The 14,523-nt window shown below is 72.2% G+C and carries 13 protein-coding genes; 5 read left to right on the top strand and 8 right to left on the bottom strand.

Annotated features, from left to right (window positions below; all coding sequences use genetic code 11):
• Nucleotides 1-4: 4 nt before the first annotated feature.
• From MQV74_RS24430 to MQV74_RS24395, 8 genes are all read right to left on the bottom strand, one after another.
• A complete protein-coding gene (locus MQV74_RS24430; protein WP_242721089.1) occupies nucleotides 5-2,038 on the bottom strand; it encodes an NADH-quinone oxidoreductase subunit 5 family protein in 2,034 nt (677 codons plus the stop codon).
• Nucleotides 2,035-2,469, bottom strand: a complete 435-nt coding sequence (gene nuoK / locus MQV74_RS24425; RefSeq protein WP_242721086.1) for an NADH-quinone oxidoreductase subunit NuoK — start codon at nucleotides 2,467-2,469, stop codon at nucleotides 2,035-2,037. The genes MQV74_RS24430 and nuoK overlap by 4 nt, the downstream gene beginning before the upstream one ends.
• Complete coding sequence (locus tag MQV74_RS24420) at nucleotides 2,469-3,107, bottom strand: NADH-quinone oxidoreductase subunit J family protein (RefSeq protein WP_242721083.1); 639 nt, start codon at nucleotides 3,105-3,107, stop codon at nucleotides 2,469-2,471. Before MQV74_RS24420 ends, nuoK begins: the two co-directional genes overlap by 1 nt.
• Nucleotides 3,104-3,616: a 4Fe-4S binding protein gene (locus MQV74_RS24415; protein WP_242729084.1), complete on the bottom strand. Its 513-nt coding sequence runs from the start codon at nucleotides 3,614-3,616 to the stop codon at nucleotides 3,104-3,106. The genes MQV74_RS24420 and MQV74_RS24415 overlap by 4 nt, the downstream gene beginning before the upstream one ends.
• A 110-nt stretch (nucleotides 3,617-3,726) precedes the next feature.
• On the bottom strand, nucleotides 3,727-4,695 hold the full coding sequence (locus MQV74_RS24410) for a complex I subunit 1/NuoH family protein (RefSeq protein WP_138961283.1): 969 nt from the start codon (nucleotides 4,693-4,695) through the stop codon (nucleotides 3,727-3,729).
• Nucleotides 4,692-5,903: an NADH-quinone oxidoreductase subunit C gene (locus MQV74_RS24405; protein ID WP_242721080.1), complete on the bottom strand. Its 1,212-nt coding sequence runs from the start codon at nucleotides 5,901-5,903 to the stop codon at nucleotides 4,692-4,694. Before MQV74_RS24405 ends, MQV74_RS24410 begins: the two co-directional genes overlap by 4 nt.
• On the bottom strand, nucleotides 5,900-6,547 hold the full coding sequence (locus MQV74_RS24400; protein ID WP_242721078.1) for an NADH-quinone oxidoreductase subunit B: 648 nt from the start codon (nucleotides 6,545-6,547) through the stop codon (nucleotides 5,900-5,902). Before MQV74_RS24400 ends, MQV74_RS24405 begins: the two co-directional genes overlap by 4 nt.
• Nucleotides 6,538-6,930 (bottom strand): NADH-quinone oxidoreductase subunit A, encoded by a 393-nt coding sequence (locus tag MQV74_RS24395; protein WP_030684951.1) that lies wholly within the window; start codon nucleotides 6,928-6,930, stop codon nucleotides 6,538-6,540. The genes MQV74_RS24400 and MQV74_RS24395 overlap by 10 nt, the downstream gene beginning before the upstream one ends.
• Before the next feature lie 248 nt (nucleotides 6,931-7,178).
• On the opposite strand from MQV74_RS24395, the gene MQV74_RS24390 reads away from it, so the two are divergent.
• The 5 genes from MQV74_RS24390 (at nucleotide 7,179) to MQV74_RS24370 (ending at nucleotide 14,490) form a co-directional block, all read left to right on the top strand.
• A complete protein-coding gene (locus MQV74_RS24390) occupies nucleotides 7,179-8,360 on the top strand; it encodes a sensor histidine kinase (RefSeq protein WP_242721075.1) in 1,182 nt (393 codons plus the stop codon).
• 258 nt (nucleotides 8,361-8,618) lie between these two features.
• The gene (locus tag MQV74_RS24385; RefSeq protein WP_374120678.1) at nucleotides 8,619-10,010 is read left to right on the top strand and encodes a sensor histidine kinase; all 1,392 of its coding nucleotides are present in this window, start codon (nucleotides 8,619-8,621) and stop codon (nucleotides 10,008-10,010) included.
• 421 nt (nucleotides 10,011-10,431) lie between these two features.
• Nucleotides 10,432-11,091 carry a response regulator transcription factor gene (locus MQV74_RS24380; RefSeq protein ID WP_275940281.1) on the top strand — a complete coding sequence of 220 codons (660 nt, stop codon included), beginning with the start codon at nucleotides 10,432-10,434 and terminating at the stop codon, nucleotides 11,089-11,091.
• 392 nt (nucleotides 11,092-11,483) lie between these two features.
• Nucleotides 11,484-13,415: a 2-oxoacid:acceptor oxidoreductase subunit alpha gene (locus MQV74_RS24375; RefSeq protein WP_242721069.1), complete on the top strand. Its 1,932-nt coding sequence runs from the start codon at nucleotides 11,484-11,486 to the stop codon at nucleotides 13,413-13,415.
• Nucleotides 13,408-14,490: a 2-oxoacid:ferredoxin oxidoreductase subunit beta gene (locus MQV74_RS24370; protein ID WP_242721066.1), complete on the top strand. Its 1,083-nt coding sequence runs from the start codon at nucleotides 13,408-13,410 to the stop codon at nucleotides 14,488-14,490. The genes MQV74_RS24375 and MQV74_RS24370 overlap by 8 nt, the downstream gene beginning before the upstream one ends.
• The last annotated feature ends 33 nt before the right edge of the window (nucleotides 14,491-14,523 follow it).

The raw sequence follows: 14,523 nt of genomic DNA, 5'->3' as shown, positions 1-14,523 counted from the left end.
CTGCTCACGCTCCGGCGGTGGCGACGAGGACGGCGGCGACCGCCAGGACGACGGTGCCCGCGAGCAGCGCGCTCAGATAGGTCTGCACGTTGCCCGTCTGCGCGCGCCGGACGGCCGCACCGAGCAGGCGGGGCGCGGCGCCCGCACCGCGGACGTACGTGTCGACGACCTCGCGGTCGAGGAAGCGGACGAGGCGGGCAGCCGCCTGGACGGGGCGGACGAACAGGGCCGCGTAGACGGCGTCCAGGTGGAAGCCGGCGGCGGCGTGGCGGTGCAGCGGACCGAGCAGCAGACGGCCGGGGTCCGCCGGGTCGGGGGCGCTCGCGATGTCGCCGTACGCGGGGGTGTGGGTGGCGATGGCCTCCGCCTCGACCTCTCCCCCGTCGGCCTCGGACGGGGTCTCCCCGGTTCGAGCGGAGCCGAGGACGTGGAGACGGGCGGCGACGGCGCCGATCGGCACGCGGGCCGCGAGGGCCGTGGTGTGCCGCCAGGCGCCGTAGGTGACGAGGGCGCCGACGAGGGCGAGGCCGGTGCCGAGGACGGAGGTGGTGAGCTTCGGGGCGAGTTCGTGGCCGTCGAACCAGTCCGGCAGGGCGCCGACGGCCAGGCCGAAGGCGAGCGAGGGGACGGCGAGCACCCAGAGCACGGCGGTCATCGTGACGGGCTGCCTGCCGTGGTCGGGGGCTTCCGTACCGGTGCCGTGGAACGCCAGGAGCCATAGCCGGGCCGCGTAGGCGGCGGTGAGGAGGGCGCTGACCAGGCCCGCGGCGAGGACGATCCAGCCCGCCGCTCCGGGGACGGACGCGGCGTGCCCGGTGGCCGCGTGCTCGGCCGCGCCGAGCACCGCCTCCTTGGAGAAGAAGCCGCTGAACGGCGGGATCGCGGCGAGCGCGAGGAGCGCCACGGTCATGGTCCAGTAGGCGTCGGGGACGCGGGCGCGCAGGTTCCGCATGCGGGACATCGCGGCCAGGGAGTTGGTGCCCGCCGCGTGGATGACGACGCCGGCGGCGAGGAAGAGGAGCGCCTTGAAGGCGCCGTGGGACAGGAGGTGGAAGACGGCGGCACCCCGGTCGCCGACGGCGAGTGCGCCGGTCATGTAGCCGAGCTGACCGATCGTCGAGTACGCGAGGACGCGCTTGATGTCGTCCTGGGCGAGCGCGGCCAGGGCGGAACCGGCCATGGTGACGGCGGCCATGACGGCGAGGACGACCAGGGCCGCCGACGAGGCGGCGAAGACGGGGAGGAGCCGGGCGACGAAGTAGACACCGGCGGCGACCATCGTCGCGGCGTGGATCAGCGCGGAGACGGGTGTCGGGCCCGCCATCGCGTCGGGCAGCCAGGTGTGCAGCGGGAACTGCGCGGACTTGCCCGCCACGCCCGCGAGCAGCAGCAGGGCGATCAGCGTCGGGTGGTCGAGGCCGCCGTCCGCGACGGTCGCGAGGACGGTGGTGATCCGGAACGAGCCGGCGTCGACGGCGAGCGCGAACAGGCCGATCAGGAAGGGGACGTCGCCGAGCTTGGTGACCAGGAAGGCCTTCAGGGAGGCGGCTCGGGCCTCGGGGGTCTCCCAGTAGTGGCCGACGAGGAAGTACGAGCAGATGCCCATGACCTCCCAGCCGACCAGGAGCACCATCAGGTCGCCGGAGTAGACGACGAGCAGCATCGCGGAGGTGAACAGCGACACGAGGGCGGCGTACGAGGGGTAGCGCGGGTCATCGCGCAGGTAACCCGTCGAGTAGATCTGCACGCAGGAGGCGACGACGCCGACGAGGACGGCGACGAGCGCGGCGAAGCCGTCGATGTGCAGGGCGAGGTCGATCGGCACCGAGCCTGTGGGCGTGAGCTGGGTGGCCGCGTCCACGGCGGAGTCGCCGCCCTGGCGGGCGGCCACGACGGCGGCGAGGACCAGCGACGTCAGGGTGGGCAGCACCGCGAGGGGCCGCACCAGGCCGGGGACGGTGCGGCCGAGCAGCAGCCCGGCGGCGGCGCCGAGGAAGGGCAGGAGGGGGACGAGGACGGCGAGGGTGGTCGTGGTCACGCGGTGGCCTCGGCCTTCTGCGACTGCTGAGACGTCGGGGGCTGCTGGGCCGCCTTGTCGGGGGCGGGCTCGGGCTCGTCGAGGGCGGCGCCGTCCAGGTCGTCGTCGCCGTCGTCGCCGTCGGGGAGTTCGGCGGTGTCGCGGAGGTCGTCGACGGCGGAGGTGCCGCGGTTGCGGTAGACGGCCAGGACGATCGCGAGGCCGATGCCGATCTCGGCGGCGGCGATGGCGATGGTGAAGAGCGTCAGGGCCTGGCCGGAGTGGAGCGTGTCGCGCAGCCAGACGTCGAAGGCGACGAGGTTGAGGTTGACGGCGTTGAGCATGAGCTCGACGGACATCAGGACCAGGATCGCGTTGCGGCGGGCGAGCACGCCGTACAGGCCGACGCAGAAGAGGAGGACGGCGAGGACGGCGGGGTAGGCGAGGTGCATCAGCGGGTCCTCTCCTGTGGGGCCGTCGCGCCCTTGGGGGGCTGCGGGCCGCTGCGGCTCTTCGGGCCCCTCGGGGGCTTGCCGCCGGGGTCCTCCTTGGACTTGCGGGACAGCACGATCGCGCCGACCAGTGCGGCGAGGAGCAGCACGGACAGCGCCTCGAAGGGCAGCACCCAGTTCCGGAAGAGGAAGGCGCCGGTCACCTCGGTGGAGCCCTGGGCGGGGCCGTCCAGGTCGATCCACTGCGTACGGAAGGCGTCCACGACGACCCACACCAGGGCGGCAGCGGCGGCGAGGGCCACGGCGAGCGCGACCCAGCGGTTGCCCGAGTCGGCGTCCGGGGAGCGGCCGATGGGGGCCCTGGTGAGCATCAGGCCGAAGAGGAGGAGGACCACGACGGAACCGACGTAGATGAGGACCTGCACCCAGGCGATGAACTCGGCGCTCAGGAGCAGGTACTCGACGGCGAGCCCGCCGAGCGCCACGACCAGCCAGAGCGCGGCGTGCACGAGCTGTTTGGTGGTGACGGTGACGATCGCGGCGCCGAGGGTGACGAGGCCGACGAGGAGGAAGGCGATCTCGACGCCGTTCGGGGACAGGAAGCCGTGGGGGGCCGCGGCGGCGACGTGGGCGTTCACGCGTCCCCCTCGGGCTCGGTGGCCTGCTGTTCGGCGGCGTCCCGCTCGGCGGCGAGCTTGTCGGCGGCCTTGCGGGCGGCGGCCAGTTCCTTGGGTTCCTCGGCGGCGGGGTCGAGGGCGGGCGGGGCCGGGACGGTCCACATCCACTCGCGGAGCTTGTCGCGCTCGTGGGTGAGCTCGCGGATGTCGGTCTCGGCGTACTCGAACTCCGGGGACCAGAACAACGCGTCGAAGGGGCAGACCTCGATGCAGATGCCGCAGTACATGCAGAGGGAGAAGTCGATGGCGAAGCGGTCGAGGACGTTGCGGCTGCGCTCACGGCCGCCGGGCGCGGCGGCCGGGACCGTCTCCTTGTGGGAGTCGATGTAGATGCACCAGTCGGGGCACTCGCGGGCGCAGAGCATGCAGACCGTGCAGTTCTCCTCGAACAGGCCGATGACGCCGCGAGTACGGGGCGCCAGGTCGGGCTGGACGTCGGGGTACTGCTCGGTGACGGACTTCCGCGTCATCGTGCGGAGGGTGACGGCCAGGCCCTTGGCGAGGCCGCTTCCGGGGATGGATAGGCGGGGCCGCCCGGAGGGCGTCGTCGAGGGGCGGTGGTCGGGTGACGGGCGGGCCATCAGTTGATCGCCACCTTCACGATTCCGGTGAGCGCGATCTGCGCCAGGGCGAGCGGGACGAGGAGGGTCCAGGAGAGCTTCTGGAGCTGGTCCTCGCGGAGCCGGGGGTAGGTGACGCGCAGCCAGATGACGACGAAGGCGAGGAGGCCGGTCTTCAGGAGGGTCCACACCCAGCCGAGGCCGTCGGCGCCCCCGGGGCCGTGCCAGCCGCCGAGGAAGAGGACGGTGGTGAGGCCGCACAGGACGACGATCCCGGCGTACTCGGCGAGGAGGAACAGCGCGAAGCGCAGTCCGGTGTACTCGGTGTACGCGCCGAAGATGATCTCGGAGTCGGCGACCGGCATGTCGAAGGGCGGGCGCTGGAGTTCGGCGAGCCCGGCCACGAAGAAGACCACGGCGCCGACGATCTGCCAGGGCAGCCACCACCACTCGAAGGCGTTGAGGATGCCGGGCAGCGAGACCGTGCCCGCGGCCATCGCGACGGAGGCGGCGGCGAGCAGCATCGGCAGTTCGTACGCGAGCAGCTGGGCCGCGGTGCGCAGGCCGCCGAGCAGGGAGAACTTGTTGGCCGACGCCCAGCCCGCCATCAGCGAGCCCAGGACGCCGACGCCCATGACGGCGAGAACGAAGAAGATGCCCGCGTCGACGACCTGGCCGACGGCGCCCTCCTGGGGGCCGATGGGGATGGCGACGAGGACCAGGAGGTAGGGCAGCAGGGCGACGGCCGGGGCGAGCTGGAAGATGCGGCGGTCCGCGTCGGCGGGGACGACGTCTTCCTTCTGCGCGAACTTCACGCCGTCGGCGACGAGCTGGGCCCAGCCGTGGAAGCCGCCCGCGTACATGGGGCCGAGGCGGCCCTGCATGTGGGCCATCACCTTGTGCTCGGTCTGGCCGACGATCAGGGGCAGGGCGAGGAAGGCGACGAAGACGACGAGGAGTCGCAGGGTGACGTCGAGGGCGTCGTTCACTGCGGGCCTCCTTCGGTGCCGGTGTCCGGGGCGTTGCCGGTGTCCCGGGTGGTTCCGGTGCCCCGGGTGGTGCCGTTCTCCCCGGTGTCTCCGGTGTCTCCGGTGTCTCCGGTGGTCCCGGAGTCCTCTTCGTTCGCTGTGGTCTCTGTGGTCTCGGTCGGTGCCGTGTTCTTCGCCGGTGCCGCGTTCTCTGGCGGTGCCGTTTGAGGTTTCCGCTCGGGGTCCTGCTGCGGCGTGTCGAAGGCCGGGCGGGCGTGGTGCCACGGGGCGTCGGAGGCGCGCGGCGCGGGCTGCGGCTTGTCCGGCGCCGGGGCGGCCGGGGCGGGGGCGTCGGCGGCAGGGGCCTCGGGGGGCTGCGCCGCGTCCGCCGGAGCGGGTGTCTGCGCCGCCGTACGCTGCGACGCCGACCCCTGGCTCACGCTGCGCGCGCGGCGCGGCGGCCGGGCGGGAGCGGGGGCCTGGTCGGCGGCGGGGGCGCCGGTGGCCGGAGCCTCGGCGGTCGGGGCCTCGGCGGTCGGGGAGGCGCTCTGGCTGGCCGAGCCCGCGCTCGCCGTCCGCGTGCGCCGTGCGGGGCGCTCCCCCGCGGCCGCGGCACGGCCCGCGCCGCGTGCGGGGCGCGCCGGGGCGGCGGGCAGCTGGCCCTTCAGCGGGCCCCACTCGTTCGGGTCGGGCACGCCGGGCGGAAGCATCTGGCGCCGCTTGGGGCCACCGTGCGCCGCCCCCGCCGCGGGCTCCCCCGGTTCCTTCGCCCCTGGCCACGCCTTCGCGACCCGGGCCGCGAGCACGAAGTCCTTGCGCAGCGGATGGCCTTCGAAGTTCTCCGGAAGCAGCAGCGGAACCAGGTGCGGATGGCCCTCGAAGCGCACGCCGAACATCTCGTGGGTCTCGCGCTCGTGCCAGGCCGCGCCCGCGTAGACGTCGACGGCGGAGGGCAGGACGGGCGCCTCGTGCGGAACCGTCGTACGGACGAGGAGGCGCCGCACCGGGGACAGCGCCACCACGTGGGCGCTCACGCGAAAGCCCGTGCCCGGTTCGTCGACGGCGCTCAGCCAGTCGAAGTACGTGCAGCCGAGCGTGGACCGGGCGGTGCGCAGGGCTTCGGGCCAGGACGCGGGCGGCACGTCCACGGTCAGGAGTTCGTACGACTCCTCGGCGGTCGCCTCCGCGCCGAACAGTTCCTCCACGGGGGCGGACAGCCAGCCGGTCATCTGCCGTCCTCCTGTGCCGAAGCCGAAGCTGCCGCGGACGTGGGCGCGGGCGCGGGCGGCGCCACCAGATCGCTGCGCAGCGCGGCCGTCGACGGACGCGCCCCGTTGGCGGCGTACCGCTCACCGAGGGACTCCCGCGCGATCTTCTCCTGGAGCTTGAGGATGCCCTGGAGCAGCGCCTCGGGGCGGGGCGGGCAGCCAGGGACGTACACGTCGACCGGGATGATCTGGTCGACGCCCTTGGTGACGGAGTACGAGTCCCAGTACGGGCCGCCGCAGTTGGAGCAGGCGCCGAAGGAGATGACGTACTTGGGCTCGGGCATCTGCTCGTACAGGCGCTTCACGGCGGGCGCCATCTTGTCCGTGACCGTGCCGGACACGACCATCAGGTCGGCCTGGCGCGGGCCCGGTGCGAACGGGATGACGCCGAGCCGGATGAAGTCGTGGCGGGCCATGGAGGCCGCGATGAACTCGATGGCGCAGCAGGCGAGCCCGAAGTTGAAGACCCACAGGCTGTAGCGGCGGCCCCAGTTGAGGACCACCTTCATCGGCTCGGGGGCGAGCCGGGACAGGACGCCCAGCTTCTTCGGCTCCGGGAGGAGCACGGGCTCGGCCGGCCCCGCGGGCTCCTGGTTCACGTCCATGTGAGGACGCCCTTCTTGTAGGCGTACAGCAGTCCCACGGCGAGGAAGCCGAGGAAGATGAACATCTCGACGAGGGTCGTCGCGCCGTAGCCGGACTCGGCGAAGACCGTCGCCCACGGGAAGAGGAAGATCGAGTCGACGGCGAAGATCACGTAGAGGAAGGCGTACACGTAGTAGCGCACCTGGGTGTGCGCCCAGCCCTCGCCGACCGGGTCCACGCCGCACTCGTACGTGAGGAGCTTCTCGGGGGTCGGCACGACGGGCCGCAGCAACCGCCCGGCGCCGAAGGCGACGGCGACGAACAGCACGCCGACCACGGCGAGCAGTCCGACGACGGAGTACGACTCGTAGTAGCTCGCCGCGACGTACGTCGTCCCTGGCACGTCAGCCCCTCGCTCCCTGCACTCCGTGACTCGCCCTGTTCGACGATCTGTACGCACGGGAGTCTAGGGCCTGCTAAAGGCGAGGTAAGCAGACCGTCACGGACCGGTCGGCCGCGGGTCCGTCATCGGCCGGATCCGCCGGATCGGTTCGCCGGATCCACCACAGCGATCTGGTGGGGTTATCCACAGTCCGGTTCGGCGGCCCCCCTCATGGCGCGCGGGGCCGCACGCCGGGCACTCTTGCTCATATGACCCCACGTTCCACGTCTTCGCAGGCCACACCTGAGCCACTGCCGCCTGCCCGGTTCGCGTACGACGCGCACACCTGGAAGGAGATCCTGCACCTCCTGCTGAATCTCCCGGCGGGCCTGGTCGGTTTCACGTACGTGGTGACGGCGTGCTTCATCGGCGGATTCCTGTCGTTCACGGTCATCGGTCTGCCGCTGCTCGCGCTCGCGTTGTACGGGGCGCGGCTCTTCGGCAAGTTCGAGCGGGCGCGGGCCCGGACGCTGCTCGGCGTGCACATCGACGAGCCGAGCCCCATGCCGCTGAGAGCGCGGCGCGGCGGCGGGGTCCTCACCTGGCTGTGGTCGACGCTGAAGGACCCGGTGGGCTGGCGGGCCGTGCTGTACGGCTTCATACGCCTGCCGTGGGGCATCGCGACGTTCACGCTGACGCTGTGCGGCCTGTTTCTCCTCTGGCCGGTGCTGCCGTTCGTGGTGCGGGCGCTCGCCAACGCCGACCGGGCGATGGCCCGCGGCCTGCTCTCGCCGTCGGACGAGCTGGAGCGGCGCATCGCGGAGCTGGAGTCGGACCGGGGTGTGGTCGTGGACACCGCCGCGGCGGACCTGCGGCGCATCGAGCGGGACCTGCACGACGGCGCGCAGGCCCGGCTCGTCGCCCTGGCCATGGGGCTCGGCCTCGCCAAGGAGAAGCTTCTTGAGGACCCGGACGCGGCGGCGGCCATGGTCGACGAGGCGCACGGCGAGGTGAAGCTCGCCCTCCAGGAGCTGCGCGACCTGGCCCGGGGCATCCACCCCGCGGTCCTCACCGACCGCGGCCTGAGCGCGGCGCTGTCCTCGGTGGCCGCGCGGTGCACGGTGCCGGTGAAGGTGACGGCCGATCTCCCCGCGCGCCCGGCGGCGGCGATCGAGGGCATCGCCTACTTCACGGTCTCCGAACTCCTGCAGAACGTGTCCAAGCACAGCGGCGCCCGCACCGCCGGCGTCGAGGTGTGGCGCTCGGACCAGCGGCTGCTCATCCAGGTGCGCGACGACGGGCGCGGCGGCGCCAGCCTGGACGGCGGCACGGGCATGGCGGGCCTCTCGGAGCGGCTCGGCGCGGTCGACGGCCTGTTCATCATCGACTCGCCGCAGGGCGGTCCGACGACGATCACGGCGGAGCTGCCGTGGCGTGACCGGACGGAGTGAGACAGGCGGGTGAGACAGGCGGAGTGAGGCGGACGGAGTGAGGCAGGCGCGGCGCGGACGCCGGGCCGGAGCACGCCCTTCCGCCGACGGGGCCCACATCCCCCCGGAGGGTAGGGAAAACCCCCGGCCGAAGACGCCGACGCGCTCCATGGTCCATCACACGCCCCGGAGCGCACTCTGGGAGTACGACAAGAGGGAGCCCGCGCCGGTCACGGAGGGCCGGGAACCGCGCGGGACGAACAGGAACGGACGGCAGCGATGGCCACGGACTACGGACAGGGGTACGGACGCCTCATGAGGAGCGACCTCGACGGCCGCTGGGCCGAGGACCACGGGGGCGACGGGGGGAACGGGGCCCTGACGGCCCGCCACCACCGCCTCCCGGTCTGGCTGCGGGCGCCCTTCGAGGGGCGCACCCTGCGGGAGTTCGTGTACGTGCTGCTGTCGATGCCCCTCAGCGTCATCGGCTTCTCCTTCGCGGTGACGACGCTCACGCTCGGCGTGGGTCTGCTGATCACGTTCATCGGCATCCCCGTCCTCGCCCTGGCGCTGACCGCCTGCCGCGGCTTCGGCGCCCTTGAGCGGGTGCGGGCGCGGACGCTGCTCGGCGTCGACGTGAAGGACCCGCACCCCCTCCAGCCGCGCGGCTCGGGGCCGCTGGCCTGGATGGGCGCCGTCCTGAAGAGCGGCGTCTCCTGGCGGCACGCGGTGTACGCCGTCGTCCACATGCCGTGGGCGATCTTCGCCTTCGTGGTGGCGCTGGTCTTCTGGACGTACGGCTGGGCGATGCTCACGTACCCGCTGTGGTTCTGGGTCTTCCCGGCGTACGCGGGCCAGGGCGGCATCCAGCTCTACGGGGACGCCACGCACCACATCTACCTGGACAACCCCTTCGAGATCGGGCTCACCGCGCTCACCGGTCTGCTGATCACGCTGGCCACGCCCTGGATCATCCGTGCCCTGACCACCGTCGACCGCGTCCTGGTCTTCGGGCTCCTCGGCCCCTCGCGGCTGGTGTCGCGCGTCGAGGAGCTGGAGTCGGACCGGGGTGTGGTCGTGGACACCGCCGCGGCGGACCTGCGGCGCATCGAGCGGGACCTGCACGACGGCGCGCAGGCCCGGCTCGTCGCCCTGGCCATGGACCTCGGCCTCGCCAAGGAGAAGCTCGCGGAGGACCCGGAGGCGGCGGCCCGGATGGTCGACGAGGCCCACGGCGAGGTGAAGGTGGCCCTCCAGGAGCTGCGCGACCTCGCGCGGGGCATCCACCCCGCCGTGCTCACCGACCGGGGGCTGGACGCGGCCCTCTCCTCCCTCGCCGCGCGGTGCACCGTGCCGGTGGAGGTGGAGGTCGACCTGCCCGCCCGGCCGGCGGCGGCGATCGAGGGCATCGCGTACTTCACGGTCTCCGAGCTCCTGCAGAACATCAGCAAGCACAGCGGGGCCTCGCGGGCGTCCGTGGACGTGTGGCGGGTGGCGGACCGGCTGATGCTCCAGGTGACCGACGACGGGCGGGGCGGGGCCGACGTGGATGCGGGCTCCGGGCTCGCGGGGCTCGCTGAGCGGTTGGACGCGGTGGACGGGATCCTCGTGGTGGAGTCCCCCGTCGGCGGCCCGACCCTGGTGACGGCGGAGCTCCCCTGGCGGGGCTAGCCCCCCCGGCCCCGGGCGGCCCTGACCGGCGCCCCACCCCCGCGCCACGTCAGCCCTGACCAGCGCCCCCACCCCGCGCCACGTCAGCCCTGACCGGCGCCACCCCACCCGCGCCCCGACGCCGTGACCGGCGCACCTCACCCGCACCCCGGCGCTCTGACCGGCCCAGCCCCACCCGCACCCCGGCGCCCCGGACCGGCGCCCCACCCCCGCCCCGCCCCGCTCCGCGCCGCGTCTCCTCCACGACCACCGGAGCGGCCGGAAAGCCACGCCCCGGACGGGCTTGATCTGCCCGTTCGGGGCGCTCGGCTGTTCGGACGTGGCCGGAGTCAGCCCCATGGGGGTCCGGATGCTGGGATGCTGGGGTCTGGCAATGGGGTGGGGACAGGCTGTGGGGGGCCGGAACATCGTGGAGGACAAGGTGCGGGTGGTCATCGCCGAGGATTCAGTGCTGCTCAGGGAGGGGCTGACCCGGCTGCTGACCGACCGCGGACACGACGTGGTCGCGGGCGTGGGCGACGCGGACGCGCTGATCAAGACGATCACGGAGCTCGCCGCCCAGGACGAGCTGCCGGACGTCGTGGTCGCGGACGTGCGGATGCCGCCGACGCACACGGACGAAGGGGTGCGCGCGGCCGTGAAGCTGCGCAAGAGCCATCCGGGGCTCGGCGTGCTCGTGCTGTCCCAGTACGTGGAGGAGCAGTACGCGACGGAGCTGCTCGCGGGGTCGAGCCGGGGCGTGGGCTATCTGCTCAAGGACCGGGTCGCGGAGGTCCGCGAGTTCGTGGACGCGGTGGTGCGGGTGGCGCAGGGCGGGACCGCGCTCGACCCGGAGGTCGTGGCGCAGCTGCTCGGGCGCAGCCGCAAACAGGACGTCCTCGCGGGGCTCACCCCGCGCGAGCGGGAGGTCCTGGGCCTGATGGCCGAGGGGCGGACCAACTCGGCCATCGCACGGCAGCTCGTCGTGAGCGACGGGGCCGTGGAAAAGCACGTCAGCAATATCTTCTTGAAGCTCGGACTTTCCCAGAGCGACGGCGATCACCGCAGGGTGCTTGCCGTGCTCACGTATCTGAATTCCTAATTCCGTATTTCCGGTGTCCTTCCGGAAACGTCCGGCCCCATTCCGGGGCGTTCGGGATTCACCATCCGCCCACCGCGCTGACATCGTGTCAGGGGCGCCGGACGAGGTACTCCGACCAGGGCGGGGACGTCCCGGCAGCGGGACAGCGCCCAGCGCAGGAAGGCGCCGGTCCTAGGCCCGGCGCCCTACAACCAAAGGATGAGCGGAGAGCGTCTTCATGAGAGGCCGGGGGGCGAGGCAGAACGTGATAAATCAGGGCATCAAGCTGTCTCAAAGGTGCGTCCACCATGCGAGCAGCCCCAGGAAGGTACCCCTTACAGACGTAGGGTGGGCGGTGGGAGGGCAGGTCTGCCTGCGATCCCGCACAGTCGCCTCGAGGGAGGTCCAGTTCAGTGACCAGCCAGGTCAGTAGCCCGGCCGAGCAGGCCGACGAAGCCGTAGTCGGGGAACAGCGCAGGCCCGCGGGCGAGAAGGACGTACGCCGTCTCGACCGAGTGATCATTCGTTTCGCGGGTGACTCCGGTGACGGCATGCAGCTCACCGGTGACCGGTTCACCTCCGAAACGGCATCCTTCGGCAACGACCTGTCGACGCTGCCGAACTTCCCCGCCGAAATCCGTGCCCCCGCCGGCACCCTGCCGGGCGTCTCCAGCTTCCAGCTGCACTTCGCCGATCACGACATCCTCACCCCGGGCGACGCGCCGAACGTATTGGTCGCGATGAACCCGGCCGCCCTCAAGGCGAACATCGGCGACGTGCCGCGCGGCGCCGAGATCATCGTCAATACGGACGAATTCACCAAGCGGGCCATGCAGAAGGTGGGGTACGAGACCTCGCCGCTGGAGGACGGCTCGCTCGACGGGTTCCAGGTCCACCCGGTGCCGCTGACCACGCTGACGGTCGAGGCGCTGAAGGACTTCGACCTGTCCCGCAAGGACGCGGGCCGCAGCAAGAACATGTTCGCGCTCGGTCTGCTCTCGTGGATGTACCACCGGCCGACCGAGGGGACCGAGCGGTTCCTGCGGACGAAGTTCGCCAAGAAGCCGAACATCGCGGAGGCGAACATCGCCGCGTTCCGCGCGGGCTGGAACTTCGGCGAGACGACCGAGGACTTCGCGGTCTCCTACGAGGTGGCGCCCGCGGCGACCGCGTTCCCGCCGGGCACCTACCGGAACATCTCCGGCAACCTCGCCCTCGCCTACGGCCTGATCGCCGCCTCGCGCCAGGCCGACCTGCCGCTGTACCTGGGCTCGTACCCGATCACGCCCGCCTCGGACATCCTGCACGAGCTGAGCAAGCACAAGAACTTCGGCGTGCGCACCTTCCAGGCCGAGGACGAGATCGCGGGCATCGGCGCCGCCCTCGGCGCCGCTTTCGGCGGCTCGCTCGCGGTGACCACGACGTCGGGGCCCGGCGTGGCCCTGAAGTCGGAGACGATCGGCCTCGCGGTGAGTCTGGAACTGCCGCTCGTGGTCGTGGACATCCAACGCGGCGGGCCCTCCACCGGCCTGCCCACCAAGACGGAGCAGGCCGACCTGCTCCAGGCGATGTACGGCCGCAACGGCGAGGCGCCGGTGCCGGTGGTCGCCCCGCGCACCCCGGCGGACTGCTTCGACGCCGCCCTGGAGGCGGCCCGGATCGCGCTGACGTACCGCACGCCCGTCTTCCTGCTGAGCGACGGCTACCTGGCCAACGGCTCCGAGCCGTGGCGCATCCCGGAGTCGGACGAACTGCCGGACCTGCGCGTGCAGTTCGCCTCCGGGCCGAACCACACCCTGGCGGACGGCACCGACGTCTTCTGGCCGTATCTGCGGGACCCGAAGACCCTCGCCCGGCCGTGGGCGATCCCCGGCACGCCGGGCCTGGAGCACCGCATCGGCGGCATCGAGAAGCAGGACGGCACGGGCAACATCTCGTACGACCCGGCCAACCACGACTTCATGGTCCGCACCCGTCAGGCCAAGGTCGACGGCATCGACGTGCCGGACCTCGAGGTCGACGACGCGACCGGCGACGCACGGCTCCTGGTCCTCGGCTGGGGCTCCACGTACGGGCCGATCACCGCCGCCGTGCGCCGGCTGCGCGCCGCGGGGCAGAGCGTCGCGCAGGCCCATCTGCGCCACCTCAACCCCTTCCCGCGGAACCTGGGCGACGCCCTGAAGCGTTACGACAAGGTGGTGATCCCCGAGATGAACCTCGGTCAGCTCGCCACACTGATCCGCGCCGAGTACCTCGTGGACGCGGTCTCCTACAACCAGGTCAACGGAATGCCGTTCAAGGCCGAGCAGCTCGCCACGGCTCTCAAGGAGGCCATCGATGGCTGACACCACGATCGAGGGGCCCACCGGCTCCGAGACGCTGCTGAAGCTCGTGCCCAAGGCCGAGGCCAAGCAGTCGATGAAGGACTTCAAGTCCGACCAGGAAGTGCGCTGGTGCCCCGGCTGCGGTGACTACGCGGTCCTGGCCGCCGTCCAGAGCTTCATGCCCGAGCTCGGCCTGGCCAAGGAGAACATCGTCTTCGTCTCCGGCATCGGGTGCAGCTCCCGCTTCCCGTACTACATGAACACGTACGGGATGCACTCCATCCACGGCCGCGCCCCCGCCATCGCCACCGGCCTCGCCTCCTCGCGGCGCGACCTGAGCGTCTGGGTCGTCACCGGTGACGGCGACGCCCTGTCCATCGGCGGCAACCACCTGATCCACGCCCTGCGGCGCAATGTGAACCTGAAGATCCTGCTGTTCAACAACAGGATCTACGGCCTCACCAAGGGCCAGTACTCCCCCACCTCCGAGGTCGGGAAGATCACCAAGTCGACGCCGATGGGTTCGCTCGACGCGCCCTTCAACCCGGTGTCCCTCGCGATCGGCGCCGAGGCATCCTTCGTCGCCCGCACGGTGGACTCCGACCGCAAGCACCTGACCGAGGTCCTCCGCCAGGCCGCCGACCACCCGGGCACGGCCCTGGTGGAGATCTACCAGAACTGCAACATCTTCAACGACGGCGCCTTCGAGGTCCTCAAGGACAAGCAGCAGGCCGAGGAGGCCGTGATCCGCCTGGAGCACGGCGCGCCGATCCGCTTCGGCACCGAGGGATCCAAGGGCGTCGTGCGCGACCCGGCCACCGGCGACCTCAAGGTCGTCCCCGTGACCGCGGAGAACGAGGGCGACGTCCTCGTCCACGACGCCCGCGCCGCGTCCCCGACCACGGCCTTCGCGCTCTCGCGCCTGGCCGACCCGGACACGCTGCACCACACCCCGATCGGCGTGTTCCGCAGTGTGGAGCGGCCGGTGTACGACACGCTCATGGCCGACCAGCTCGACACGGCCATCGAGCAGCACGGCAAGGGCGACCTCGCGGCGCTGCTCGCCGGCGGCGACACCTGGACGGTCGTCGGCTAGCCGCCGCCACCGCCCGCGTACGACGAGGCCCGG

This window comes from Streptomyces sp. AN091965 (assembly GCF_022698285.1).
Taxonomy (GTDB): domain Bacteria; phylum Actinomycetota; class Actinomycetes; order Streptomycetales; family Streptomycetaceae; genus Streptomyces.
The sequence above is the reverse complement of the archived record's forward strand: the minus strand, read 5'-3'. Positions and strand labels throughout refer to the sequence as shown.